The following is a 23,047-nucleotide window of genomic DNA, read 5'->3' as shown; positions in this document are numbered from 1 at the left end:
TGACTTAGCTTCATTTATTTAGCATAACATTTATGCTAATCTACTACAGCCCCTTAAATTTTTCATACAGGCGAATGGAATAGCTGAAACTGGCGTTACAATTAGAGAGCAAGTGTCTAAAAGAAGTGATTTTGGAATTAATGTCTCAATTAACCCCTTATCAAATATAGTAAATATCTTGTTTATTGATACCGAGACGACTGGTTTAAGTAAAAGTGACCAGCCAATTAGTGTTGGTGCTGTATTGGCAGAAGTGGATACTAGAAACGGCGTAATATTGAAAGAAATTGCAAGATATTATGGGTTGAGAGAGCCTTCATGCGTGATTACTGAAGGCGCATATCAAGTGCATGGAATATCAGACTATCAAGTGAAAAATAAAGAATTTGATCTTAAAGAGCTGGTTACCATGTTTGAGGTCGCAAATCTAATCGTAGCTCATAACGCAGCGTTTGATAAACGTATGCTTAGCTTCATGAGTGATGCTCAACCAACTTGGGGCTGTTCATGTAGGGATATTGACTGGCCGGACGAAATAGGTGGGCGATCTTTAGATGCTATTTCTAAGCATTTTAGTTTAAATAGGCCAGTGATTCATAATTCACTTTCGGACACATTAGTAATGATTGAAGCATTACAACAAAAAAAAGCGGATGGCTCAACCTACCTTCTTAATCATATACGTAAACATAGACTCTAAAATCAATGGGTCGGACTCCATTGATTCCCTAATTTAATCAAAATTAAAGTGACTGCTAACTTTTTGGTAGATTAACTCGTCTCGTCCTCATTTACATCAGAAGCCGCATCATCCACAACATTCGGCTCAAATGCTTGCATCATTTCGCTGCGGCTTAATGGCGTCTCTAAGCTAATTCTGCCAATCGCGCCGCTACGGTAATCGGTTAAAAATGCCACGGCAGTTTTTTCCATATCCCATAAACCATCGTGGCGTTTATATGAGCGACGTTTAGCAATGGCTTCGAGTAAATCTACACCGTCCATTTTTAGCACATCTAAAAATCCACCTTCATGTTTCATGGTATCTAGTTTGTAGCGTGCATTGATAAGTGCAGGGTAGGTTTTAAGTAAGTTGTCGGCTAGAAATATTGCCACATCTTCATCAATCACCGCATTGCGACCAATCGCATGGCTGGCGGCCAGCATGTAGCCGTCGCTTTCGTATTGAATTTTCGGCCACATCATGCCGGGCGTGTCGGTAATACTCATGGTTTCACTAATGTCAAAGCGTTGCTGACTTTTGGTCACGGCTGGCTCGTCACCCACCTTGGCGACACGGCGGTTAAGCAGGGCGTTCATCAGCGTTGATTTACCCACATTAGGAATGCCCATAATCATCATGCGCAATGGCTTTAAGTGTGAGCCACGGTGCGGTGTTAGCGCTAAACAATGTCTTAGAATTTTATTGGCTTCGCCAGGTTTTTTACACGAAAGCGCAACCGCTTTGGTATTGGGTTGGCGATTAAAGTAATTTAGCCAAGCTTCGGTGGCTTTAGGGTCAGCTAAGTCAGATTTGTTGAGTATTTTTAAGTTAGGACGCTGACGAAATAAACGCATTTCGTTAATCACGGGATTATGGCTCGCTTCAGGCACGCGCGCATCCAGCACCTCAATCACAATGTCCATAAATTCCATTGTTTCTTCGGCTTTTTTGCGTGCTTGGGTCATGTGACCCGGATACCATTGGATTGCCATTTATTTCATCTCCTCATCAATTCTGACTTTGTTGCCTGCGCCTTGGCGTGTGAATAACTAGCTTTAGCTCGTATATTCCACGGACAAGCCAAATACTGGCTTGCCGTACTAGTCGTACTGTCTGCGGCTTGTCGCCTCGTCATCTCTTGATGATGAAACGAAATTAAAAAATTCGTCACAACACATCGTTGCAAAATAATTTTAATCACTTACATATAAAACATATGCTGCGTGCTTAAAATTATTTTGCGCCTCGTTTTGCTTGGACTTTTTTAATTTTCGAGGCATTAAATATGGTGCATTGAAGCGTATTTTAACATTGAGTACTACAAATCAAGTTTTTATCTGAGTTTATCTTTAGTTTTGCGTTTATGGCTTAAAATACGCACATGCAAATACCTGAAATAAAGCCTAACCAATCTATCGAGCTACTTAAAGCGCTGCATATCTTGACGCGTGACGGGAAACTTAACCAAGACAGTCGTCGCAAGCTCAAACAGGTTTACCATTTGGTGAATTTTATTGAGCCGTTGTTTAATGAGGTATTGGCAAAAAATCCCAATCCAACCATGGTCGATCACGGTGCTGGTAAGTCGTATTTGGGGTTTATTTTGTATGATTTATTGCTTAAACAACATGCCGCTGGGCAAGTGGTAGGTATAGAAACGCGTGCTGAATTGGTTGAAAAATCACGCCAACTTGCAGAAGAGTTGCATTTTGAGCGTATGGGTTTTCAGCATTTAAGTGTGGAAGAATCCATTACTTCTAATACTTTGCCCGACACGGTAGATATAGTCACAGCGCTGCATGCCTGTAATACCGCCACGGATGATGCGATTCAGTTTGGACTAAAGAAGAAAGCCAAGTACATGGTGTTGGTGCCTTGCTGTCAGGCAGAAGTGGCAGAGGTGTTACGTCAGCATAAAAATGAAAGCTTTGGCAAAACGCCCCTAAGCGAAATTTGGCGTCACCCGATTCACACCCGAGAGTTTGGCAGCCAAATCACCAATGTGTTGCGTTGTTTACAGCTAGAAGCCGCTGGTTATCAACTGACGGTAACAGAGTTAGTCGGTTGGGAGCATTCTATGAAAAATGAGCTGATTATTGCCAAATACACTGGTCAGCCACGCAAGAATGCACAAGAGCGATTAGAGGCGATATTAAAAGAGCTTAACTTAGAAGCATTGAAAAGCAGGTTCTTAAGTTAGTTAACAGCGCCTATTTACCCCATCTCAACGCGGCGGTATGCACTGGGCTATCCCAGTGTTGTTTGATTTCATCGTCCAATAAACACAAGGTGATGGAAGCGCCGGCCATATCTAAAGCGGTTGTGTAGTTGCCAACGAGTGAACGTGAAATTTCAAGATTGTGCAGGTTGAAAAGTCTAGCGGCGGTATTGTAGATGAGGTAAAGCTCCATTAGCGGCGTTGCGCCAAAACCGTTAATAAGTAGCAAGGCTTCATGTTTTTTAGTAGGCTGCAATTGTCTTGTTTTAAAGTCCATCAAAATCGCTTCAACGCAATCGCCGATAATTTCATCGGCTGGGCGCATGGCTTCGCGCCTGCGTCCAGGTTCGCCGTGTATACCAACGCCCATTTCAATTTCTGACTCATTAATGTCAAAAGTAGGGCGCCCAGCCGCAGGTACGGTACAACTGGTGAGTGCTACGCCGATGCTAGCAGTGCGCTTATTGACTTTGTCGCCTAGGGCTTTGCAAGCTTGTAAGTCAGCACCAGTTTCTGCCAAGCTACCCACACACTTTTCCACAATCACGGTGCCAGCAACACCGCGGCGCCCTGTGGTGTAAGTGCTATTCACCACTGCGCAATCATCACTTGTTAACACTGTGGCATGTTCAAACGGCAACATTTCTGCTGCCATTTCAAAGTTCATCACGTCACCTGCGTAATTTTTAACAATAAATAAAATACCTTTATCTGCATGCACAGCTTCGGCCGCCATGAGCATTTGGTCAGGGGTTGGGGAGGTGAAAACGTGGCCTGGGCAAGCAGCATCAAGCATGCCGTAACCAATGTAACCTGCATGAAGTGGTTCATGTCCAGAGCCGCCGCCAGAGATAATGGCGACTTTGTTTTGTGCCTTGTTGGCACGTGTTAAGAAGTTAGTTTCAAGGTGAAGTTCTACCAAATCATCATGCGCTTTAGCAAAGCCAGATAGGCTTTCAACTAAAATATTGTCGACCTTATTGATGAATTTTTTCATGTGATTACCCCTTATTTTGCTAATGCTAACTTACATACCGTTTCTATCATTAACTGACAGCTTTTTGCGCCTGGATCTATATGTCCAATTGCACGTTCACCTAAGCCTGCAGCGCGGCCTTTGGTGGCGATTAAGTCTTTAGTTGAAAGCATGCCTTGTCCGGCAGTGTGGATGAGTGTTGCGCATATCAACTTAACATCGCAGTTTTGCGTGGCTAATAGTACAAATTCGTTGGAAACTGGAATTAGCACATCCAGCATGGTTTTTTCACCAATGCCAGCTTTGCCGCGTTGAATAATAGCTTGTACGCCGCCAGCAAAAGCTGCGGCAATTTTTAAGTTTGATTCATCGCCATTTTCTTTAAGTACTTTAGCCATGCTCATGAAAAAGCTCGCCAGTAATGGCCCAGAAGCGCCGCCGATAGTGCTGAGTAGCTTCATGCCGATTTTATTTAAGGCTTCATCAGGTTTTAGTGGCGCCAAATCGGCTTGCATTTCAGCAACGGTGGTCGCACCACGTTTCATATTAATGTAGTGATCGCCATCCCCAATTTCGCGGTCTAGCGACTCCAATGTGCTTTCATTGGCTAAAATGGTTTGTTGAATCGCTAGTGCTGCTTCTATGATGAATTCTGTTTTCATATGTCGTTTGTATCAGGTGATTTGTATCCAAAGTTTGTATAGAAAGTTTGCATATAAAGTTTAGTGATTAACACTATATGGTGATTGAATTAATGTTGTTAAACTCTACACATGTTAACTTGCCATGACAATAACACTCACTAAACTCTAATTTATAACTATTATGAGCTTAAAATTCCGTTTAAATTTATTGATTACGCTGCTTTCGCTAGCCTTTATTTTGGTTGTGGGCACTATTTTAGTTAACGACACCAGAATTTCTATTCGTGAGCGCGTAGAGGCAGCAAGCCGCGTGACGGTGCAGTTACTTGATACCGTGATTATCAGTTCTGCGCTCAACCCTGAATACGGGCCGACGCATAAGGTATTAGAAAGCTTTCTGCAATCTTTGGGATACGTGCGTAGTAGCCATATCATGCTCTATGATATTCGCGGCAATCTACTTTATGAATCGCCAGAATCTACCTTTAAAACTAATGTTCTCCCGCCAGAATGGTTTGTTAAATTGGTAGCCCCTAAAACTGAGACCGTGGTACGTAAAATCCGCTATGGTGCTTTAGTTGTTTCATCAAGTGCGGCAGGTTCTATTCGTGAAGCTTGGGCGGGTTTTAGTCAGTTGATGTGGGTCGGTTTGATTTTTTTCGTGCTGCTCAATGTCTTAGTTTATGCATTGTTAAGCCATTCTCTTAGACCTGTAAATCGTATTCTAGCCTCAATTAACCTCATGGAAAAAGGCGACTTAAGCACACGATTGCCCACTTTCACCTTGCCCGAATTTGATCGCATCGGGCATAGCCTAAATCGCATGGCAGAATCACTCGCTGCTGAACGTCAGTTAGAAGAAAATCGCCAATTAACCCATCTTATTCAAAGTCATATCGAAGATGAACGTCGAAGTCTAGCCAGAGAATTGCATGATGAGCTAGGTCAATATGTGACAGCGATTAAGACATTTGCGGTAGCCATTGCCAATAAGACCAAAGAAAAATCCCCGGATATTTCAAGTAATGCGCAAGTAATCGTTTCAGCCGCCAATCAGATTTATGACGGTATGCACAATATTGTTCGTAAACTGCGTCCAGGCGCGCTGGATAACCTCGGGCTTTCTGAAACACTAAAGGATGCGGTGTATTATTGGCAAAATCTTCATCCAGAAATGAAAATTAATCTAAGCTTGGAAGGTAATTTGGATAAGCTGGGTGAGACGCTGAACATTAATATTTATCGCATCGTGCAAGAGGCTATTAATAATGCACTGAAACATGCGCAGGCAAGCATTATTGATATTAAGTTGGCGGTATTGGCTGATGTCAAAAATACTGAGATAGCTAACATTGCACTCACGATTAAAGATAATGGGGTGGGCATGAATATAGAAATGGTTGACCAAACCCAACACTTTGGTTTGCTAGGCATGCGCGAGCGAGTGCAGGGTTTTCATGGTAGTTTTACTATCACTTCTGAACCGAATCAAGGAACAACTCTCTACATTAACATACCGCAAGCATTGCAGGCCTTAGCTTAGGTTTTAAAAACTAATATTAAAATAAAGACAATGGATAAAATATGAGCTTAATCAATGTAATGTTAGTCGACGATCACGCCGTAGTGCGCATGGGGTTTAAGATGCTGTTAGAGTCAGATGCCGATATTAAAGTCATCGCAGAGGCCGAGAGCGGCGAGCAGGCCATACAGCGTTTTGTAGAGTTTAAACCTCATGTTGTAGTGATGGATATTACAATGCCCGGTATTGGTGGCCTAGAGGCGATTGAGCGGATTTTAGCCAAAGATAGCTCAGCCAAAATTCTGGTACTGTCCGCGCATGAAGATTCTGTACATCCTAAGCGTGTATTAAATGCTGGAGCGATGGGTTATTTAACTAAACGCAGTGCTGCTGAAGAGATGATTAAAGCCATTCGTATAGTCGCGACTGGTAAGAAGTATTTAGAGGCAAGTGTCGCGCAACAAATGGCGATACAGCAATTGTCAGGCGATCAAAATCCTGTTGATGTGCTGTCACCACGCGAGTTTGAAGTGTTTATGGCGTTGGCAAAAGGTAAAACTACTAATGAAATTGCCGAAACTTTGTTTTTAAGTCCGCGTACTGTAGGTACGCATCTTTACAATATCAAACAAAAATTGAATGCAAATAATTCGGCTGAAATCGCGCTGATTGCTATGCGCAGTGGTTTGCTAGACGCTTAGTTGCTTAACTGTTTATTTAATTCACGGCGTAGCGCGCTACGCTCAATTTCCCAGCGGTAGATTGCTCGACCAGCGCTTTAGAACCGCTATGTAACTTACCAATTTCTGCGGGTATCAAAAACGTAATGACTTCTTGTTTGGTTAACTTGTTGCTGCCAGTTGCACCGATCGCAACTTGGCTTTGTTGCCATTCATTATCTGGAGGTAAATCGGTGGAACCTTGCTTCTTTGCATCTTCAAGAAACTGTTGCTTTTCATCGCCTATCAGCAAGCTCCATACTTCGACTTGAATTAACTTGCTCTCAACCATTAATTGAACAGGCTTCTCTTCGCTGAATGCTTCTTGCGAAGGTAAAGCTTCAATTTGGGGTGTAACTTCACTAAAGCCTGTACTCATAAATGCAATGTCGAACTTGTCTGGCGTGGTATCTTTAAGCGGCATGTTTTGTGCCGCTATTTTTTGCTTTTCTTCATGTGCGTCGATTGCGGCTGCGGTCATTCTATCGGCACCATGCAACAACATTGATTGCACAATTTGATGTGCAATAGCGCCGCCCACACAGCCGCAAAGAGTAAAAGCTAACCATGCTATGGTTAGCCCTCTGGCTAATGTCGACCATCTAATCATGCTTTGATGTGCCATAAGACGCATGTGTTGTTAATGTGGGAGGGCTAGATTACTGCTGAATAATGAGATTGTCCAGTAAATTAAAACGGCTAACTGACTGTTTTATTGTCATTAATACTAACTGATTGAGTCTGAGTAGTGCGCACGCTAATTACACCGCTGATGATAATGAGCGCGATTGCAATCCAAGCATCTAGGCTTAAATGCTCATTCCACCAGAGGACGCCGAATAAACTCGCTAATACCACTGTGACATAAGCTAAGCTCGCTACAACGAGCGTATTGCCAGTTCGGTAAGCACGTGTCATGGCTAGTTGCGCAATCGTTGCAGAAAAACCTAAGCCAAGCAGAACGGGTAAATCTTGCCATTCAATCGTGTGAAAATGATCAAAAAGCATCCATAAACCAGCGCCAATCGTTGAAATAAGTGTGAAATAGAAAACAGTTCGCCAATCTGGTTCATTGGCTTTTCCTAATTGTTTAACGTGTATATAAGCCAATGCCGCGCCTATGCCAGAAAGTAAACCTATGCCGCCAGCTAACCAATCTGCACTGGTGAAACTAGGTTTAAGTAGCAGGCTAACGCCAATAAAGCCAATGATTAACCCAATAAATAAAACCTTTTTAGGTCTTTCATGCAATAAAAATGGCGTAAATAGTGCCAAAAATAAAGGCGAGGTGTAGTTGAGCGTAATGGCCGTAGCAAGAGGTAAATGTGCAATCGCATAGAAAAATAATACCAGCGAAACAAAGCCAACCACAGCGCGTGACATTTGCTTAAATAGGACTGGCGTAGCTAATGGTAGTTTGTTGACTGCTATATATAGCCAAATGACGATTAAGCCGAATATGGAACGGTAAAATACCAATTCACTGCTGCTAAATTTTTGTGTGCCGACCTTCACCAAAGCACCCATGATGGCAAAGCCCAAAGCGGCTACCAGCATCCACAAGCTACCTAGATTTGGGAGTTTAAATATAGAGGAGTGTTTGTTTGATTGCTTCACGAGAGATGTTTAAGTGACATACTTTTTAAGTTGTTTGCGATACCAAATATGAAAATGTTCAAGGCCAGTTTCCATGGGGTGTTGATAAGGGCCACGTTCATCAATTCCTTGAGCGAACAAGGCGCGGCGACCATCATGCATGCGTTGGCAAATTTCATTATCTTCTACCGCAGTTTCATTATAGGCAGCTTGTTGTGCCGCGACATATTCGCGTTCAAATAAAGCAATATCTTCAGGGTAGTAAAATTCCACAACATTAGTACAAGCCTCTACACCACGAGGAATGATATGCGATACGACCAGCACATTAGGATACCATTCCATCATCAAAAACGGATAATAGACCATCCAAATAGCACCATATTTGGGTGTTGCCGCAGCTTGGTATTGTGATATTTGATTGTGCCATTGCTGGTAAATCGCTGAGTCTATGGCGTTAGTTGGATGCCTGTATGCTACAGTTTGCACGCTGTATTCATCGCCAAACTCCCAGTTCAATGCACCACAATCAACAAATTGATTCAGCCCAGGATGAAAAGGGCCCACGTGAAAATCGTCTAGGTACACTTCAATAAATGTTTTCCAGTTGAAGTTGTATTCATCCACCATCACCCGGTCAAGCTTAAAGCCAGTAAAGTCAAAATCTTGTTTGCAGCCGAGCTTAGCAAGGTCTTTGGCAATATCACGTTTACTATCAAATAGCAGGCCATGCCAATTTTTTAAAGGCTGATTTTCTAAATGCAAGCAAGGATTTTCCTTAAAATGCGGTGCGCCTAATAATTGGCCTTCTAGGTTATATGTCCAGCGGTGTAAAGGGCAAGCGATGTTTTTAGTGTGGCCGTGGCCTTTTAGCATGATGGCTTGTCTATGACGACATATATTACTGATGACACTAATTTCACCTTGCTGATGTATCAAACTTTTAGCTTCACCAGTCCAATGAAGCACATGGTAATCTCCTACATCAGGTACCATGAGTTCGTGGCCAAAGTATTGTGGCGCATTAGCGAAGATGAGCTGTTGCTCAAGTTCGTAAATATCAGCGTCAACATACCACGCAACGGGTAGCTGGGTTTGAGTTAATGATTGAGTATCTAAACTTGGCGGAGCCATGGCGCACTCGAAGGCTGTAAAAGTTAGTAGGTGAATTTCAAGCCCGCGATTTTTGCCTAAATTTACAATTTTTTCAAAAAATAATTGTAGGAGTAAATGGGTTTTATCGTGTGGTTTTATCTGCTAAAACTTGCCAATAACGAGGTTTTCGGCTAATCTCGCTGGGTTAAAGAATAAAATTTAATTCCAGTATTTTTAACTACATATTTTCAAATTACAGTAAGCCTTTATGCCAAATCACTTAATGAATACTTATTCACGTCAGCCAGTTACCTTTGTTAAGGGTGATGGCATTTGGTTGTACGATGATAAAGGAGATAAATATTTAGATGCGCTTGCTGGCGTTGCGGTTAATGGCTTGGGTCATTCGCATCCTAAATTGGTAAAAGCGATTAGCGAGCAAGCGAGCAAGCTCATTCATGTGTCAAATAATTATCACATTGCCGAGCAAGAAGCTTTAGCTGACAAGCTTTGTGAAATTTCAGGCATGGATAAAGTATTCTTCTGCAACTCTGGCTGTGAAGCCAATGAAGCCAGCATTAAGTTAGCCCGATTTTACGGGCATAACAAAGGGATTGTTAATCCTGAAATTATCGTGATGGATAAATCATTCCATGGCCGCACGATGGCAACCCTTTCTGCGACGGGTAATCGCAAAGTGCAAGCAGGTTTTGAGCCGCTAGTGAGTGGCTTCGTGCGTGTGCCTTATGATGATATTGAGGCGGTTAAACAGGTAGCTTCTCGCCACTCTAATGTAGTCGCCATTTTAGTAGAACCAGTGCAAGGCGAGGGCGGTATTAATATTCCTAAAGATGCAAGTGGCTATTTAGAACAATTACGGGCAATTTGTGATGCGCATGGATGGCTGTTAATGCTAGATGAAGTGCAAACAGGCATTGCCCGCACTGGCACTTGGTTTGCGTTCCAGCACACAAATATCAAACCTGATGTGATGAGCCTTGCAAAAGGTCTAGGTTCAGGTGTGCCGATTGGTGCGTGTGTGGCTAGCGGTAAAGCGGCAGAAGTGTTCACTTATGGTAAACACGGATCAACTTTTGGCGGCAACCCATTAGCCACTGCCGCTGGCTTAGCGACTTTGAATATAATCGAAGAAGAGGGTTTGCTGGATAATGCAGAAAAAATCGGCAATTTGATTCGTGAAGGTTTTAATGCTGAATTTAAAGAGACTAAAGGTGTGGTTGTTGTGCGTAATGCTGGCATGATGATTGGCATTGAGCTAGACAGGCCATGTGGCGAGTTGGTAAGCATCGCCTTGGCAGAGAAAATGCTGATTAACGTGACCGCTGATAAAGTGGTGCGTTTGTTGCCGCCATTGGTCATGAACGAAGCTGAAGCAAATGAGTTGGTGCAACGACTATCGGCCCTCATTAAAGCTTTTTTAAATAGTTAGAAGTTTAAACAGTTATAAGTACAATAGAATTTAGAGTAAAAACCACTGCGGTAACCCATTATGGCAATAAAACATTTTTTACAATTCAATGACTTAAATCGTGATGAGCTCGAGTATGTTTTCGAACGCGCTCATGTGATTAAAAAACAGTTCAAAACTTATCAGCAATACTGGCCTTTGCAAGACCGTACATTGGTGATGATTTTTGAAAAAGCCAGCACACGTACGCGTTTGTCGTTTGAAGCCGGCATGCATCAACTCGGCGGCTCTGCGATTTATCTCAATACGCGCGATTCGCAATTAGGCCGCGGTGAACCTGTAGAAGATGCTGCACAAGTGATTTCGCGTATGAGTGACATCGTGATGATTCGTACATTTGAGCAAGAAATTATCGAGCGTTTTGCGGCTAATTCTCGCGTGCCAGTGATTAACGGTTTAACCAACGAGTATCATCCATGCCAAATTTTGGCTGACATCTTCACTTTCATAGAACACCGCGGTTCGATTCAAGGTAAAACAGTGGCTTGGATTGGTGATAGCAACAATGTGTGTAATACGTGGTTGCAGGCTGCCGAAGTGCTGGATTTCAACGTCCACGTTTCTACGCCCCCAGGTTACGAAGTTGAAGCTGAACGTGCTAATTTGTATGGGAATGATCATTATGAAGAGTTTGCTGACCCAATGGAGGCTGCAAAAGGTGCTGACTTAGTGACCACAGACGTGTGGACAAGCATGGGTTTTGAAGCTGAAAATGAAGAGCGTTTACGTGACTTTGCTGATTGGCAAGTCGATGGCGACATGATGCGTATTGCTGCAAAAGATGCGTTGTTTATGCACTGTTTGCCAGCGCATCGGGGTGAAGAAGTGGCTGCTGATGTGATTGATGGCACGCAATCGGTAGTTTGGGAAGAAGCCGAGAATCGCCTGCATGTACAAAAAGCATTAATGGAGTATTTGCTATTAGGTCGAGAAAGTGCATAGATGGATAAAAAGGAAATTAGCCTTTCAAGCCATATATTGCCAGCATCAGCGACCATGATTGGTGTTTGTATGACGGTTATTTCTGTTATACAGCTAGCGCCTAAAAAAAACATTTCATCTTGGGCAGATGATTTATTAGCCATTGATAGTCTGTTCTTTTTAGTCAGCATGATGTTGTCCTATTGGTCAATTAGACATAAAAACCAGTTAGTGAAGGCCGAACTTTATGCGGATAGATTTTTTATATTTGGCATGGTAATGATGGTAAGTTTGAGCTTTTTAGTGGCGTTGGAATTATTTACGGATTAAGGATTAGAAGTAATGAGTAAAGTAAACAAAGTTGTATTGGCATATTCGGGCGGTTTGGACACTTCAGTGATTTTGAAGTGGCTGCAAGATGAGTATCAATGTGAAGTCGTTACATTTACCGCTGATTTAGGTCAAGGTGAAGAGTTAGAGCCAGCACGTGCAAAAGCTAAATCAGCAGGCGTAAAAGAAATTTACATCGATGATGTGCGCGAAGAGTTCGTGCGTGATTTTGTGTTCCCAATGTTCCGCGCTAATACCGTGTATGAAGGTGAGTATTTATTAGGTACGTCAATTGCACGTCCGTTAATTGCAAAGCGCTTGATTGAAATTGCCCGTGAAACCAATGCTGATGCTATTTCACATGGCGCAACAGGTAAAGGTAATGACCAAGTGCGTTTTGAATTAGGTGCATATGCGCTTAATCCAAACATTCAAATTATCGCTCCTTGGCGCGAGTGGGATTTACTTAGCCGTGAAAAATTGATGGCGTATGCCGAAAAACATGGCATTCCAGTCGATATGAAACATAAACAAGGTGGCAGCCCATATTCTATGGATGCTAACTTGCTACATATTTCATACGAAGGTCGTCATTTAGAAAATCCTGCGGCAGAAGCTGAAGAGTCAATGTGGCGTTGGAGTGTTAGCCCTGAAAAAGCGCCAGATGCTGCGGAATACCTAGATATTGAATATGTGAATGGCGACCCTGTTAGCTTGAATGGTCAAGCAATGAAGGCGCACGAGCTTTTGGCGCATCTTAATACCATTGGCGGCAAACACGGTATCGGTCGTTTAGATTTAGTGGAAAATCGCTACGTGGGCATGAAATCACGTGGTTGTTATGAAACGCCAGGCGGCACCATCATGCTTAAAGCGCACCGTGCGATTGAAAGCATTACCTTAGACCGTGAAGTTGCGCACTTAAAAGATGATTTAATGCCGCGCTACGCCAGCATGATTTACAACGGCTATTGGTGGAGTCCAGAGCGCGTTGCACTGCAAACCTTAATTGATCACACACAAAGTACCGTGAATGGTTGGGTACGCATTAAACTTTACAAAGGCAATGTGATTGTCGTTGGACGTGATAGTAAAACTAACTCATTGTTTGATTCTACAATTGCTACCTTTGAGGATGACAAAGGCGCATATGACCAAAAAGATGCGGGCGGCTTTATTAAGCTGAATGCACTAAGGTTACGGATAGCAGCTAATCTTAAAAATAGACAGTAGTTGAAAGGGGCAGAATATGCCCTTTTTTAATACCATCACGCTAAAGTTTAAACCTATTTTAGATGGCTAACTTTACAAATATTGTCACCAATGAGCTAGATAAAAATCAGGCTTTCGATGAGATGGTTTGCCATTCTTAGATATGGTTAGTTTTTCATTATTTGGTTTAGTTGAACTTACTTAAAGTGTTCTTATGAGAGGCATTAGATTTAAACGGTTTTTACCTGTTTATTCCAAAGATACGATTCATTAACATATCGTCATAATGGAGGATGTAATCATCTCAATTTATTTGATTAACTAGATATAACGAATTTGGGCATATTGCAATAATGCAGTAGCTTAATTTAGAGAAGTAATTGGCAACGCCTTTCTGCGATGCCGTATTTGAGCAGTAATAATTTTATATTCAGGAGAATAAAAATGGCTGTAATTGATCGTGTTTTAATTGGTGAAGCGTTAGTGATTGAAGATCGTCCAGATGGTAGTGGTTTAGATCTTAAAAATGTAGCACATATTGATTTGATTATTGGCCCACGTGGTAGCCCAGCAGAAGATGCTTTCTGTCGCACATTAACCGACCAAAAAGAAGGCGTAAACGGCTTATTAGCTATTGTTGCGCCAAATCTTATGGTGAAACCAAACACTGTTATGTTTAACAAAGTTACATTAAGAAACACTAAACAATCTTTACAAATGTTTGGCCCAGCTCAACGTGGCATTTCAATGGCGGTGATGGATTGCGTAGCTGATGGCACGATTCCAGTAGAAGAAGCTGATGATGTGTTTATCTGTATTGGTGTATTTATTGACCAATCTGCTGACATGGACGATCGCATTCAGGATTGGAATTATGAAGCGACCAAAATGGCGATTAAGAATGCCGTAAACCGTGAACCAAAAGCCGCTGAATTATTAAAAATTTATCAAGACACATCTCATCCATTTGCTGCAAAAAGTAAAGAAGAGCGCAATAGACGTGCGGCTGATGCTTTAAGCACAAAAGCAATTGAGCAAATGAAAAATCGTAATCCAAATATTGCCAAAGAACCTGAAGTTGATATCGCTGATGTTGCGCTAAATGAGATGCGTGACCGTAAGTCATCTACTTAAGTAGTTGTAAGTTAGCCATTAACAACCCCTGCTCAATGTATAGCAAGTGATTGTCACTTGCTATACAGCGGTTAGGTTTGCTCCAACTTTAACGAAAGTCTTTGATGTTTAAAGAGAAATCGACTACAGACGTGCAGAATGATCGAGAATTTGACTTTACTAATAATGATTTTAGTCGAGTTCGCAAACTCATTTATCAGCATGCAGGCATCTCACTTTCAGAAGCTAAGTCAGACATGGTTTATAGCCGTATAGGTCGTAGATTGCGCACAGTTGGTTTTGATTCATTTAAAACATATCTTGATAATCTTGAAAATGAAAACAACCCAGAAGAATGGGAAGCTTTCACTAATGCACTCACAACAAACCTCACTTCATTTTTTCGTGAAGAACATCACTTCCCCATACTGGCTGAACATTTAGTTAGCCTTAAAAAGCCAATCCGAATCTGGTGCTCTGCTGCTTCTACAGGCGAAGAACCTTATACCATTGCAATGACAGCATGCGAAGCATTTGGCACTATGAAGCCGCCTGTAGAGATTATTGCAACGGATATTGATACTAATGTGCTTGCTACTGCTTCACGTGGCGTTTATCCATACGAGCGAGTAAGCAAACTGTCGGACGAACGTCGCAAACAGTTTTTTCAAAAAGGTACAGGCGCGCAAGAGGGTTCAGTGCGCGTGCGCAATGAACTACGTAGTTTGATTACTTTCGAGCAATTGAATTTGCTAGATGAACAATGGACTTTAGGTGAGCCATTTGATGCCATTTTTTGCAGAAATGTGATGATTTATTTTGATAAACCTACACAAACCAAAATTTTGAGTCATTTCGTACCATTGATGAAGCCACACGCAATCTTGTTTGCAGGGCATTCAGAGAACTTTCTTTACGTATCTAACGATTTCCATCTGCGTGGAAAGACTGTGTATGAATTAAGCGATGCGAAAACAATTAAACGTACTCCAAATCAGGCAAAAGAAAGAATTGTATGAGTATGCTTCAAGAGGAGGTTTCTACCACACTCTATTTCGATCGTACTTTTGACTGTAACGCCGCGAAAATATCTCCCGGTGAGTATTACTATACTGACCAAGACATGGTGATTGTCACAGTATTGGGATCGTGTGTCTCAGCCTGCATAAGAGACAGCGTCACTGGTATTGGCGGCATGAATCACTTTATGCTGCCTGATAGCGCTGCAGCCGATAAAGACAGCCCCGTGTCAGAGTCTATGCGCTATGGCACCTACGCTATGGAGGTGTTGATTAATCAATTGTTGCGTAATGGCGCGCGTAGAGAGAACTTAGAAGCGAAGATTTTTGGCGGAGGAAATGTTCTAAAAAGCTTCACCACTATGAATGTGGGTGACCGCAACGCAATCTTCGTGCGTAAATTTTTAAAAGAAGAACGTATTCGAGTGATTAGCGAAGACTTATTAGATATTTATCCAAGAAAAGTTTATTACTTTCCAAAAACTGGCAGAGTGCTAGTCAAAAAGCTTAAAAATATGCATAACGATACTTTAGTCCAACGTGAAGAGGCTTACGCAAGCAAGCTGAAAGTGGCTGATGTAGGCGGTGAAATTGATTTATTTTGATAATTCAATTAAATAAAAACTCTCAGAAAAAAGAGAAAAAAATATGAAAATTAGAGTTCTTGTTATTGATGACTCAGCATTAATTCGTAGTCTATTAACTGAGATTATCAATAGTCAGCGGGACATGATAGTCGTGGGCGCCGCACCTGATCCAATAATTGCGCGTGAAATGATTAAACAGTTAAATCCCGATGTCCTTACTTTGGATGTAGAAATGCCAAAGATGGATGGCTTAGACTTTTTAGAGAAATTAATGCGTCTGCGTCCAATGCCCGTAGTTATGGTGTCTACATTAACTGAACGTGGTTCAGAAATCACCATGCGCGCACTTGAGCTTGGCGCAATAGATTTCGTGACTAAGCCTAAAATGTCAATTACTGAAGGCATGCTCGAATATACCGAAATTATTGCGGACAAGATTCGTGCGGCATCTCAAGCAAGGGTCGCGACTTTGCAACGACATGCCACAAGTCAAACTAGTGGAACCGCGCCTGCGCCCTTGCGTAATCCATTAATCAGTAGCGAGAAGCTTTTGATTATAGGCGCCTCTACAGGTGGAACCGAGGCTATTAAATCATTCCTTTTGCAAATGCCATCAGACTGCCCTGGCATTCTAATTACACAGCATATGCCTGCTGGCTTTACTAAATCATTCGCAAATCGCCTAGATTCACTATGCCAGATTTCGGTTCAAGAAGCGGCAGGCGGTGAGCGTATTTTGCCGGGTCACGCCTATATTGCACCTGGTGATAAACACTTGTTATTGGCTAGAAGTGGCGCCAATTATGTCACGCAGCTAAGTGATGAAGCGCCAGTCAACCGACATAAGCCTTCAGTCGATGTCTTATTCGACTCAGCAGCAGAATTTGCAGGTAAGAACGTGATTGGCGTGATCTTAACTGGCATGGGGAAAGATGGTGCGGCGGGTATGGCAAAAATGAAAGCAGCTGGCGCCTACAACTATGCTCAAAATGAAGAAAGCTGTGTAGTATATGGCATGCCTAAAGAAGCAGTTGCGTATGGCGGTGTAGATGAAGTAGCACATTTGAATGATTTACCCAAATTAGTGCTCAATTATCTTATTGCTAATAGCTCACGCGCGTTACGTGTGTAATGTGAAAAAATGAGCTGATGTAATAAGTTATGAGGATAAAGGTCAGTTTAATGCCGCTATTCTTGAATAAAACTTAAGTTAAAGTAAGTAATAATGAATGAAAAATAGAATCAGAATAAGTCATTTATGAATTTGAGGCTGATTTCGAATTCTATGAACGACTATTTTTAATGGAGTAATGCATGGCCAACCTAAATACAAAGTTTCTTGTGGTGGATGATTTTTCAACCATGCGCAGGATCGTTAGAAATTTATTGAAAGAACTTGGTTATACCAATGTAGATGAAGCTGAAGACGGAGCTGTCGGGCTTAGTAAGCTTAAAGGTGGTGGATTCGAGTTTGTGGTATCGGATTGGAATATGCCAAACATGGATGGCTTGACCATGTTGCAACAGATTAGAGCAGACCCTGAATTGAAACATTTGCCAGTGTTAATGGTGACTGCAGAAGCTAAAAAAGAAAACATTATTGCGGCCGCACAGGCGGGTGCCAATGGCTATGTGGTTAAACCCTTTACAGCAGCAACATTGGATGAGAAGTTATCTAAAATATTTGAGAAGCTTGAAAAAGCAGGGGCTTAGTGATGAACAGCGAGTCTTTACAGCAGCAAGCAACGCATGTTGAATCCATGCCAGTTGCTAACCAAAGTGACGAGATGCTTAATCGAATTGGCCATGTGACTAGATTGTTGCATGACAGTTTGCAAGGTTTGGGTCTAGAGAAAATTCTTGAGCAAGTCGCACAAGACATTCCAGATGCTCGTGACCGCTTAGCTTATGTATCTCGCATGACTGAACAAGCCGCAGAGCGTGTTTTAAATGCCACTGATTTAGCTACGCCGCTACAAGCTGAATTAGCAAGCGGGGCATTAACGTTAGAGCAACACTTGAAAGCCTTATTAGCAAAGCCTTCATTAAAAAGCGAATATAATGAAATCGCGGATGAAACCCTCGAATTTCTGACGTTGACAGCTAAAAATACCGCTGAAACTAAAGCTTTGTTGATGGATATTATGATGGCTCAGGATTTTCAAGATTTGACAGGCCAAGTCATCAAGAAAATCACAGGGCTAGCTCAAGATTTAGAAAAACAGTTAGTCCAAGTGCTCATAGATTTTTCACCAACGACGGCTAAAAAAGAGGTCGATGACAAAGCAACATTATTGAATGGTCCGCAGATTGATCCTACCGCAGTAGATGTTGTGGCAAGCCAAGAGCAGGTCGACGATTTATTAGATAGCTTAGGATTTTAATTGAGTGATTAATAAGGAGTCTGTTTAGCCTTACTTATCAAGGCTAAAGATTCTTTATTAAAGCCCAACTCTTTTGACGGGCGGCAAACTAGCTAGTTCCTCTTCAGAATACAATCGACCACTGGTAATAAAGGCGAAACCTGTGCCGCAGTCTAGTGAAAATGATCCACTAGAATTAGGCGTCGCATCCAAAATCGTATGCATATTTTCCGCAAAAGTAAAATGACTATTGCCCATATAAAATGTTGCGTCTTGCCATTCCCCCAAAATAACATCTGATGCACTAGGGTTAAACTCGTTAACTGGCATACAAATTGGACCACTTCCTTCGCAACATCCGCCCGATTGTAGAAATGCGATTGGGCCAAACTCAGCTGTGAGTCTATGAATCAGTGCTAACGCACTTGGTGTGGCTGAAACGCGACTGTTTTTCTCGGCTTCATTCACAGTTGCTGGACGTTCCGCAGTTTGTGTATCCATATTTTAAAGCTCCAAATCTTAATTGACCATTTCCTCAGTTAGCAAAAAATAAAGGGCGAGTAAACTCGCCCTTTATTGTACTGAAATTACTAGCGATTAAACTAGTAGACTATTAGTCTGTTTGAATAGTTTACTAAAAGAATCCTAATTTATTAGGATTGTAGCTCACTAATAAGCACTTAGTTTGTTGGTAATGGTCCAGCATCATTTTATGGTTTTCACGACCAATACCAGACTCTTTGTAACCGCCAAATGCTGCATGTGCAGGGTAGGCGTGGTAGCAATTTGTCCAGACACGACCAGCTTTAATACCACGGCCCATTCTATAAGCAACAGTACCATTGCGAGTCCACACACCAGCACCCAGACCGAAGATTGTATCGTTAGCAATCGCTAACGCTTCTGCTTCATCTTTAAAGGTAGTAACTGCTAACACTGGGCCAAAAATTTCCTCTTGGAACACGCGCATTTTGTTGTGACCTTTAAGTAAAGTTGGCTCAATGTAATAGCCACCTTCTAAATCACCTTTTAATACATTGCGGTTACCACCAATGAGTACTTCAGCACCTTCTTGTTTGCCAATATCAATGTAATTCATGATTTTGTTCATTTGGTCTTCTGATGCTTGTGCGCCAAGCATAGTACTTGAATCTAATGGACTACCTTGTTTAATGGCTTTTACACGTTCAAGCACGCGTGCAATAAATTTATCGTAAATGGATTCTTGAATGATTGCGCGTGAAGGGCATGTACAAACTTCACCTTGGTTAAAGGCGAACAATACCAAACCTTCAATGGCTTTATCAAAGAACGCATCATCTTCATCCATAATATCGGCAAAGAAGATATTAGGTGATTTGCCACCTAACTCTAATGTTGCAGGGATTAAGTTACTCGCTGCAGCGGTTGCAATTGCACGGCCTGTAGCGGTAGAGCCAGTAAAGCCAATCTTGGCAATACGTTTGCTATTGGCTAATGGCGCACCAACTTCACGACCATAACCATTCACAATGTTTACAGTGCCTGGAGGTAATAAATCGCCAATCACTTCCATCAAGATTAAAATACTGACGGGTGTAAATTCCGCTGGTTTTAATATAATACAATTACCTGCAGCTAAAGCTGGAGCCAGCTTCCAGGCCGCCATTAGAATCGGGAAATTCCATGGAATAATTTGACCTACAACGCCTAATGGTTCATGAAAGTGATAAGCAACCGTGTCGTTGTCCACTTCACTAATGCCACCCTCTTGCGCACGAATTGCACCAGCAAAATAGCGGAAATGATCAGCAGTTAATGGAATGTCAGCATTCATTGTTTCGCGAATTGGTTTGCCATTGTCAATAGTTTCAGCAGTGGCAATTAATTCAAGATTGGCTTCTATGCGATCAGCAATTTTGAGTAAAATGTTTGAGCGTTCAGTCGTCGATTTTGTACCCCATGCGTCTGCTGCTGCGTGTGCAGCATCTAAAGCCAGCTCAATATCTTCAGCGCTAGAGCGTGCAACTTGTGTGTAGTTTTTCCCAGTAATAGGCGTAATGACGTCAAAATATTGACCTTTTACAGGTGCTACCCATTTGCCGCCAATGTAATTATCGTACTTTGCTTTATAAGGGATTGTAACGCCCATACCTTTTAATAAATCTAAACTCATGCCGACTCCTCTAGTTTTGCTGTAGTTAATATAGTATTTCTATCTGAAAAACCGCATTGCTTGGTTGCTATTTTTATTATGTCTAAAAGTTAACTTAATCCACGAAGAACCCTTGTAAATAAAGGGTTTGAAAGATCAGTGCGAACTAAACAATAAACCTTAGAGGCTAGCAAATCAAGCTAAATGTTACTAATTGGTAAACATTTTTATATGTCTTATATATTATATAAATTATATTAATGAAGTTATTTTCTTAATCCATTAATATCATCTACTACCACAGCATATAAGTCTCGTGATGAGGCAAGTGCGCCAAGATGTACTTCTTCAGCAGTTAATACTTTGCCATTTGTACTAACTAGTGGTCGGGTTGCAGTCGCACTGGCAACAATTGTTGATGCGTAACCTAAATTAAATGCACCGTGCGCAGTTGAGTTCACACACATATGTGTCATGAAACCAGCCAATACGATATTTTTAATGCCAAGAGATTTAAGCTCGGCATCTAAAGTGGTGTGGATAAATGCATTAGGGTAGTTTTTAACAATCACTTTTTCCCCAGCTATTGGTGCAACTTCAGAAGCTATTGCCCCAATATCAGCGGAAATGTCGTAAGGGGAACCTACCCCAGCATCATGTTGAATATGTATGACTGGTATTTTAAGCTCGCGTGCGATTTTTAATAATTTTTGTGCTTCAAGAATAGCGGGCTCTACATTTGTAAGTTGCATTAACCCACGTCGATAGGTGTTTTGAATGTCAATTAAAATCAGAGCTGAAACTTTTAGGTCGGCCGGTTGATTTTCCATGTTATTAATATCGCGTAAAGTTTGTGACGCTGTGACCATAATAGACTCCATTAGGAAAGTAGATTCATTGGTTAAATGACTTGCAGAAATGCTAAAAGTGCCCAATTGTGCATAATTCTATGTGCGGTTATGAAGGCCACCATAATTTAACTTGGAATTTGGTGTTGACCGCTAAGCTACGGAAATCTCGCAGTATTGATACGCTAGTCTAGAAAAAGACTTCATCTTAAGCTATAGTACTTGAGCTGCAGTATATTGGTATACTCTAGTTAAAAATAGAAAAACACCTCCAAATATGACGGATATTTTAGTTGCTGCCCCATCTGTATTAACGCGAGAGTTTTGGCGCAGATTTTCCACGCCTACGCCTGAATCACTGGGCCGATCGATTATGTCGTTATTGGTGATTGCAGAGAGTATTGTTTGTATTTTCTGGATATTTACCTTATCAAGCCTAGGTGAAGGTTACGCTATTATTGCAGCAGTGCCGTATTTTTACCTTGTTATCTCATACGTTAGCCTGTTCTTATTCTATCGACTCAAGCGCTTCGAATACTTTACGTTTACACAATTGGTCATGCTGTTAGTTATGCCTTTTGTCATGCAATGGGCAATTGGTGGCTTTGCTGCTTCCAGTGGTGTGGCAATATGGGCGATATTGTCACCAGTAGGCGCTTTAATGATTTTGGGTACGCGCCAATCCACCCCTTGGTTTTTATTATTTATAGGGTTAGCTTTTATTTCGTGGAAGCTAAATCATTATTTCGCGGGCAACGCTATGCCAATTCCGACCACGTTAAAAGATGCATTTTTTCTGATGAATATTACTGGTACGGCTTCAATCTTGTATGGGGTTCTGCGTTATTTTCAGGCTCAAAAAGAGCGCGCTATGATTTCATTAGAGTTAGAGCAAGCACGGTCAGAAAAACTACTGCTCAATATTCTTCCGGTTGCTATTGCTGAGCGTCTAAAAGCTAATGATATGCGCATTGCTGACCATTATGAATCTGTGACCGTCATGTTCGCTGATTTAGTTAACTTCACGCAGATTTCAGAAAAAATGCCGGCTTTGCAATTAATTGACTTGTTATCACAAGTATTTCTAAAATTTGACCAGTTGGCAGAAAAATATCAAGTCGAAAAAATTAAGACGATCGGCGATGCATATATGGTTATTTCTGGCGCGCCTATCATGCATACAGATCATGTGAATCGGATTGCAGAAATGGCATTTGACATGAAGGTTGCGCTACAGGAAGTAGCAGTTAAAACAGGCATCGATTTGAATATGCGCATTGGAGTTCATACTGGCCCAGTGGTTGCAGGGGTGATTGGCAGCACGAAATTTAGTTATGATTTATGGGGTGATACCGTCAATTTGGCCAGCAGAATGGAAAGTACTTGTAAAACTAACTGCATACAAGTAACGCGTGAAACACAAGCGTTGTTAAAAGACGCTTATGAATTTTCAGAACAGATGACTGTAGATGTGAAAGGCAAGGGATTGGTAGAAACTTATGTACTACTTGCGCGAAAGTCCAATTAATCTTTGCTT

24 protein-coding genes are annotated in these 23,047 nt (G+C 41.7%); 15 read left to right on the top strand and 9 right to left on the bottom strand.

The features are described from left to right. The first annotated feature begins 178 nt into the window (after nucleotides 1-178). The gene (locus PSV17_RS01840; RefSeq protein WP_300479027.1) at nucleotides 179-700 is read left to right on the top strand and encodes an exonuclease domain-containing protein; all 522 of its coding nucleotides are present in this window, start codon (nucleotides 179-181) and stop codon (nucleotides 698-700) included. A gap of 71 nt (nucleotides 701-771) precedes the next feature. Here PSV17_RS01840 and ylqF read toward each other — a convergent pair whose 3' ends face one another. Continuing rightward, on the bottom strand, nucleotides 772-1,716 hold the full coding sequence (ylqF, locus tag PSV17_RS01835) for a ribosome biogenesis GTPase YlqF (RefSeq protein WP_300479025.1): 945 nt from the start codon (nucleotides 1,714-1,716) through the stop codon (nucleotides 772-774). Nucleotides 1,717-2,105: 389 nt separating this feature from the next. Between ylqF and PSV17_RS01830 the strand changes: the two genes are divergently transcribed. Continuing rightward, nucleotides 2,106-2,924 (top strand): SAM-dependent methyltransferase, encoded by an 819-nt coding sequence (locus PSV17_RS01830; RefSeq protein ID WP_300479022.1) that lies wholly within the window; start codon nucleotides 2,106-2,108, stop codon nucleotides 2,922-2,924. A gap of 10 nt (nucleotides 2,925-2,934) precedes the next feature. On the opposite strand, the gene dhaK is transcribed toward PSV17_RS01830, so the two are convergent. Next, on the bottom strand, nucleotides 2,935-3,939 hold the full coding sequence (dhaK, locus tag PSV17_RS01825) for a dihydroxyacetone kinase subunit DhaK (protein ID WP_300479019.1): 1,005 nt from the start codon (nucleotides 3,937-3,939) through the stop codon (nucleotides 2,935-2,937). Nucleotides 3,940-3,950: 11 nt separating this feature from the next. Next, nucleotides 3,951-4,580 carry a dihydroxyacetone kinase subunit DhaL gene (gene dhaL, locus PSV17_RS01820; RefSeq protein ID WP_300479017.1) on the bottom strand — a complete coding sequence of 210 codons (630 nt, stop codon included), beginning with the start codon at nucleotides 4,578-4,580 and terminating at the stop codon, nucleotides 3,951-3,953. 163 nt (nucleotides 4,581-4,743) lie between these two features. On the opposite strand from dhaL, the gene PSV17_RS01815 reads away from it, so the two are divergent. Beyond that, nucleotides 4,744-6,105: an ATP-binding protein gene (locus PSV17_RS01815; protein ID WP_300479015.1), complete on the top strand. Its 1,362-nt coding sequence runs from the start codon at nucleotides 4,744-4,746 to the stop codon at nucleotides 6,103-6,105. A gap of 41 nt (nucleotides 6,106-6,146) precedes the next feature. Further along, nucleotides 6,147-6,785 (top strand): response regulator transcription factor, encoded by a 639-nt coding sequence (locus PSV17_RS01810; RefSeq protein WP_300479012.1) that lies wholly within the window; start codon nucleotides 6,147-6,149, stop codon nucleotides 6,783-6,785. A 16-nt stretch (nucleotides 6,786-6,801) separates the two neighbouring features. Here the strand turns inward: PSV17_RS01810 and PSV17_RS01805 are convergent, their stop codons facing one another. The 3 genes from PSV17_RS01805 to PSV17_RS01795 all read right to left on the bottom strand — a co-directional run bounded on the left by PSV17_RS01805 (nucleotide 6,802) and on the right by PSV17_RS01795 (nucleotide 9,533). Then, a complete protein-coding gene (locus PSV17_RS01805; RefSeq protein WP_300479009.1) occupies nucleotides 6,802-7,428 on the bottom strand; it encodes a hypothetical protein in 627 nt (208 codons plus the stop codon). 74 nt (nucleotides 7,429-7,502) lie between these two features. Further along, the gene (locus tag PSV17_RS01800) at nucleotides 7,503-8,420 is read right to left on the bottom strand and encodes a DMT family transporter (protein ID WP_300479006.1); all 918 of its coding nucleotides are present in this window, start codon (nucleotides 8,418-8,420) and stop codon (nucleotides 7,503-7,505) included. Nucleotides 8,421-8,429: 9 nt separating this feature from the next. Further along, on the bottom strand, nucleotides 8,430-9,533 hold the full coding sequence (locus PSV17_RS01795) for an aromatic ring-hydroxylating dioxygenase subunit alpha (RefSeq protein ID WP_300479003.1): 1,104 nt from the start codon (nucleotides 9,531-9,533) through the stop codon (nucleotides 8,430-8,432). Between the two features lie 229 nt (nucleotides 9,534-9,762). Here PSV17_RS01795 and PSV17_RS01790 point away from each other — a divergent pair, with 229 nt between their 5' ends. The 10 genes from PSV17_RS01790 (at nucleotide 9,763) to cheZ (ending at nucleotide 18,549) form a co-directional block, all read left to right on the top strand. Next, nucleotides 9,763-10,944 (top strand): aspartate aminotransferase family protein, encoded by a 1,182-nt coding sequence (locus PSV17_RS01790; RefSeq protein ID WP_300479000.1) that lies wholly within the window; start codon nucleotides 9,763-9,765, stop codon nucleotides 10,942-10,944. Nucleotides 10,945-11,004: 60 nt separating this feature from the next. Next, entirely contained in the window at nucleotides 11,005-11,925 is a 921-nt protein-coding gene (gene argF / locus PSV17_RS01785) for an ornithine carbamoyltransferase (RefSeq protein WP_300478997.1), read from the top strand. Then, entirely contained in the window at nucleotides 11,926-12,234 is a 309-nt protein-coding gene (locus PSV17_RS01780) for a hypothetical protein (protein ID WP_300478994.1), read from the top strand. A 12-nt stretch (nucleotides 12,235-12,246) separates the two neighbouring features. After that, complete coding sequence (locus tag PSV17_RS01775) at nucleotides 12,247-13,467, top strand: argininosuccinate synthase (protein WP_300478991.1); 1,221 nt, start codon at nucleotides 12,247-12,249, stop codon at nucleotides 13,465-13,467. A 423-nt stretch (nucleotides 13,468-13,890) separates the two neighbouring features. Continuing rightward, the gene (gene fae / locus PSV17_RS01770; RefSeq protein ID WP_300478989.1) at nucleotides 13,891-14,580 is read left to right on the top strand and encodes a formaldehyde-activating enzyme; all 690 of its coding nucleotides are present in this window, start codon (nucleotides 13,891-13,893) and stop codon (nucleotides 14,578-14,580) included. 104 nt (nucleotides 14,581-14,684) lie between these two features. Next, a complete protein-coding gene (locus PSV17_RS01765; protein ID WP_300478987.1) occupies nucleotides 14,685-15,578 on the top strand; it encodes a CheR family methyltransferase in 894 nt (297 codons plus the stop codon). After that, nucleotides 15,575-16,183, top strand: coding sequence for a chemoreceptor glutamine deamidase CheD (gene cheD, locus PSV17_RS01760; RefSeq protein ID WP_300478984.1), 609 nt, complete (start codon nucleotides 15,575-15,577; stop codon nucleotides 16,181-16,183). Before PSV17_RS01765 ends, cheD begins: the two co-directional genes overlap by 4 nt. 43 nt (nucleotides 16,184-16,226) lie before the next feature. Next, nucleotides 16,227-17,297 carry a chemotaxis response regulator protein-glutamate methylesterase gene (locus tag PSV17_RS01755; protein ID WP_300478981.1) on the top strand — a complete coding sequence of 357 codons (1,071 nt, stop codon included), beginning with the start codon at nucleotides 16,227-16,229 and terminating at the stop codon, nucleotides 17,295-17,297. 182 nt (nucleotides 17,298-17,479) lie between these two features. Then, nucleotides 17,480-17,878: a chemotaxis response regulator CheY gene (gene cheY, locus PSV17_RS01750; protein ID WP_013147600.1), complete on the top strand. Its 399-nt coding sequence runs from the start codon at nucleotides 17,480-17,482 to the stop codon at nucleotides 17,876-17,878. Between the two features lie 2 nt (nucleotides 17,879-17,880). Then, on the top strand, nucleotides 17,881-18,549 hold the full coding sequence (cheZ, locus tag PSV17_RS01745) for a protein phosphatase CheZ (RefSeq protein WP_300478978.1): 669 nt from the start codon (nucleotides 17,881-17,883) through the stop codon (nucleotides 18,547-18,549). Between the two features lie 57 nt (nucleotides 18,550-18,606). Here the strand turns inward: cheZ and PSV17_RS01740 are convergent, their stop codons facing one another. The 3 genes from PSV17_RS01740 to PSV17_RS01730 all read right to left on the bottom strand — a co-directional run bounded on the left by PSV17_RS01740 (nucleotide 18,607) and on the right by PSV17_RS01730 (nucleotide 21,531). Next, a complete protein-coding gene (locus tag PSV17_RS01740; RefSeq protein WP_300478976.1) occupies nucleotides 18,607-19,029 on the bottom strand; it encodes a DUF779 domain-containing protein in 423 nt (140 codons plus the stop codon). A gap of 133 nt (nucleotides 19,030-19,162) precedes the next feature. Next, nucleotides 19,163-20,683, bottom strand: coding sequence for an aldehyde dehydrogenase family protein (locus PSV17_RS01735; RefSeq protein WP_300478974.1), 1,521 nt, complete (start codon nucleotides 20,681-20,683; stop codon nucleotides 19,163-19,165). A gap of 245 nt (nucleotides 20,684-20,928) precedes the next feature. Beyond that, nucleotides 20,929-21,531, bottom strand: coding sequence for a cysteine hydrolase family protein (locus PSV17_RS01730; RefSeq protein ID WP_300478972.1), 603 nt, complete (start codon nucleotides 21,529-21,531; stop codon nucleotides 20,929-20,931). Nucleotides 21,532-21,787: 256 nt separating this feature from the next. Here PSV17_RS01730 and PSV17_RS01725 point away from each other — a divergent pair, with 256 nt between their 5' ends. Continuing rightward, nucleotides 21,788-23,038, top strand: a complete 1,251-nt coding sequence (locus tag PSV17_RS01725) for an adenylate/guanylate cyclase domain-containing protein (protein ID WP_300478969.1) — start codon at nucleotides 21,788-21,790, stop codon at nucleotides 23,036-23,038. Nucleotides 23,039-23,047 lie beyond the last annotated feature (9 nt).

Source organism: Methylotenera sp. (assembly GCF_029946165.1).
In the GTDB taxonomy this organism is placed as follows: domain Bacteria; phylum Pseudomonadota; class Gammaproteobacteria; order Burkholderiales; family Methylophilaceae; genus Methylotenera.
The sequence above is the reverse complement of the archived record's forward strand: the minus strand, read 5'-3'. Positions and strand labels throughout refer to the sequence as shown.

Excerpts from the sequence above, each read along its gene's own strand:
- ylqF (WP_300479025.1), bottom strand. The coding sequence starts at position 1,716 with ATGGCAATCCAATGGTATCCGGGTCACATGACCCAAGCACGCAAAAAA.
- PSV17_RS01830 (WP_300479022.1), top strand. The coding sequence starts at position 2,106 with ATGCAAATACCTGAAATAAAGCCTAACCAATCTATCGAGCTACTTAAA.
- dhaK (WP_300479019.1), bottom strand. The coding sequence starts at position 3,939 with ATGAAAAAATTCATCAATAAGGTCGACAATATTTTAGTTGAAAGCCTA.
- dhaL (WP_300479017.1), bottom strand. The coding sequence starts at position 4,580 with ATGAAAACAGAATTCATCATAGAAGCAGCACTAGCGATTCAACAAACC.
- PSV17_RS01815 (WP_300479015.1), top strand. The coding sequence starts at position 4,744 with ATGAGCTTAAAATTCCGTTTAAATTTATTGATTACGCTGCTTTCGCTA.
- PSV17_RS01810 (WP_300479012.1), top strand. The coding sequence starts at position 6,147 with ATGAGCTTAATCAATGTAATGTTAGTCGACGATCACGCCGTAGTGCGC.
- PSV17_RS01805 (WP_300479009.1), bottom strand. The coding sequence starts at position 7,428 with ATGGCACATCAAAGCATGATTAGATGGTCGACATTAGCCAGAGGGCTA.
- PSV17_RS01795 (WP_300479003.1), bottom strand. The coding sequence starts at position 9,533 with ATGGCTCCGCCAAGTTTAGATACTCAATCATTAACTCAAACCCAGCTA.
- PSV17_RS01790 (WP_300479000.1), top strand. The coding sequence starts at position 9,763 with ATGCCAAATCACTTAATGAATACTTATTCACGTCAGCCAGTTACCTTT.
- argF (WP_300478997.1), top strand. The coding sequence starts at position 11,005 with ATGGCAATAAAACATTTTTTACAATTCAATGACTTAAATCGTGATGAG.
- PSV17_RS01780 (WP_300478994.1), top strand. The coding sequence starts at position 11,926 with ATGGATAAAAAGGAAATTAGCCTTTCAAGCCATATATTGCCAGCATCA.
- PSV17_RS01775 (WP_300478991.1), top strand. The coding sequence starts at position 12,247 with ATGAGTAAAGTAAACAAAGTTGTATTGGCATATTCGGGCGGTTTGGAC.
- fae (WP_300478989.1), top strand. The coding sequence starts at position 13,891 with ATGGCTGTAATTGATCGTGTTTTAATTGGTGAAGCGTTAGTGATTGAA.
- PSV17_RS01765 (WP_300478987.1), top strand. The coding sequence starts at position 14,685 with ATGTTTAAAGAGAAATCGACTACAGACGTGCAGAATGATCGAGAATTT.
- cheD (WP_300478984.1), top strand. The coding sequence starts at position 15,575 with ATGAGTATGCTTCAAGAGGAGGTTTCTACCACACTCTATTTCGATCGT.
- PSV17_RS01755 (WP_300478981.1), top strand. The coding sequence starts at position 16,227 with ATGAAAATTAGAGTTCTTGTTATTGATGACTCAGCATTAATTCGTAGT.
- cheY (WP_013147600.1), top strand. The coding sequence starts at position 17,480 with ATGGCCAACCTAAATACAAAGTTTCTTGTGGTGGATGATTTTTCAACC.
- cheZ (WP_300478978.1), top strand. The coding sequence starts at position 17,881 with ATGAACAGCGAGTCTTTACAGCAGCAAGCAACGCATGTTGAATCCATG.
- PSV17_RS01740 (WP_300478976.1), bottom strand. The coding sequence starts at position 19,029 with ATGGATACACAAACTGCGGAACGTCCAGCAACTGTGAATGAAGCCGAG.
- PSV17_RS01735 (WP_300478974.1), bottom strand. The coding sequence starts at position 20,683 with ATGAGTTTAGATTTATTAAAAGGTATGGGCGTTACAATCCCTTATAAA.
- PSV17_RS01730 (WP_300478972.1), bottom strand. The coding sequence starts at position 21,531 with ATGGTCACAGCGTCACAAACTTTACGCGATATTAATAACATGGAAAAT.
- PSV17_RS01725 (WP_300478969.1), top strand. The coding sequence starts at position 21,788 with ATGACGGATATTTTAGTTGCTGCCCCATCTGTATTAACGCGAGAGTTT.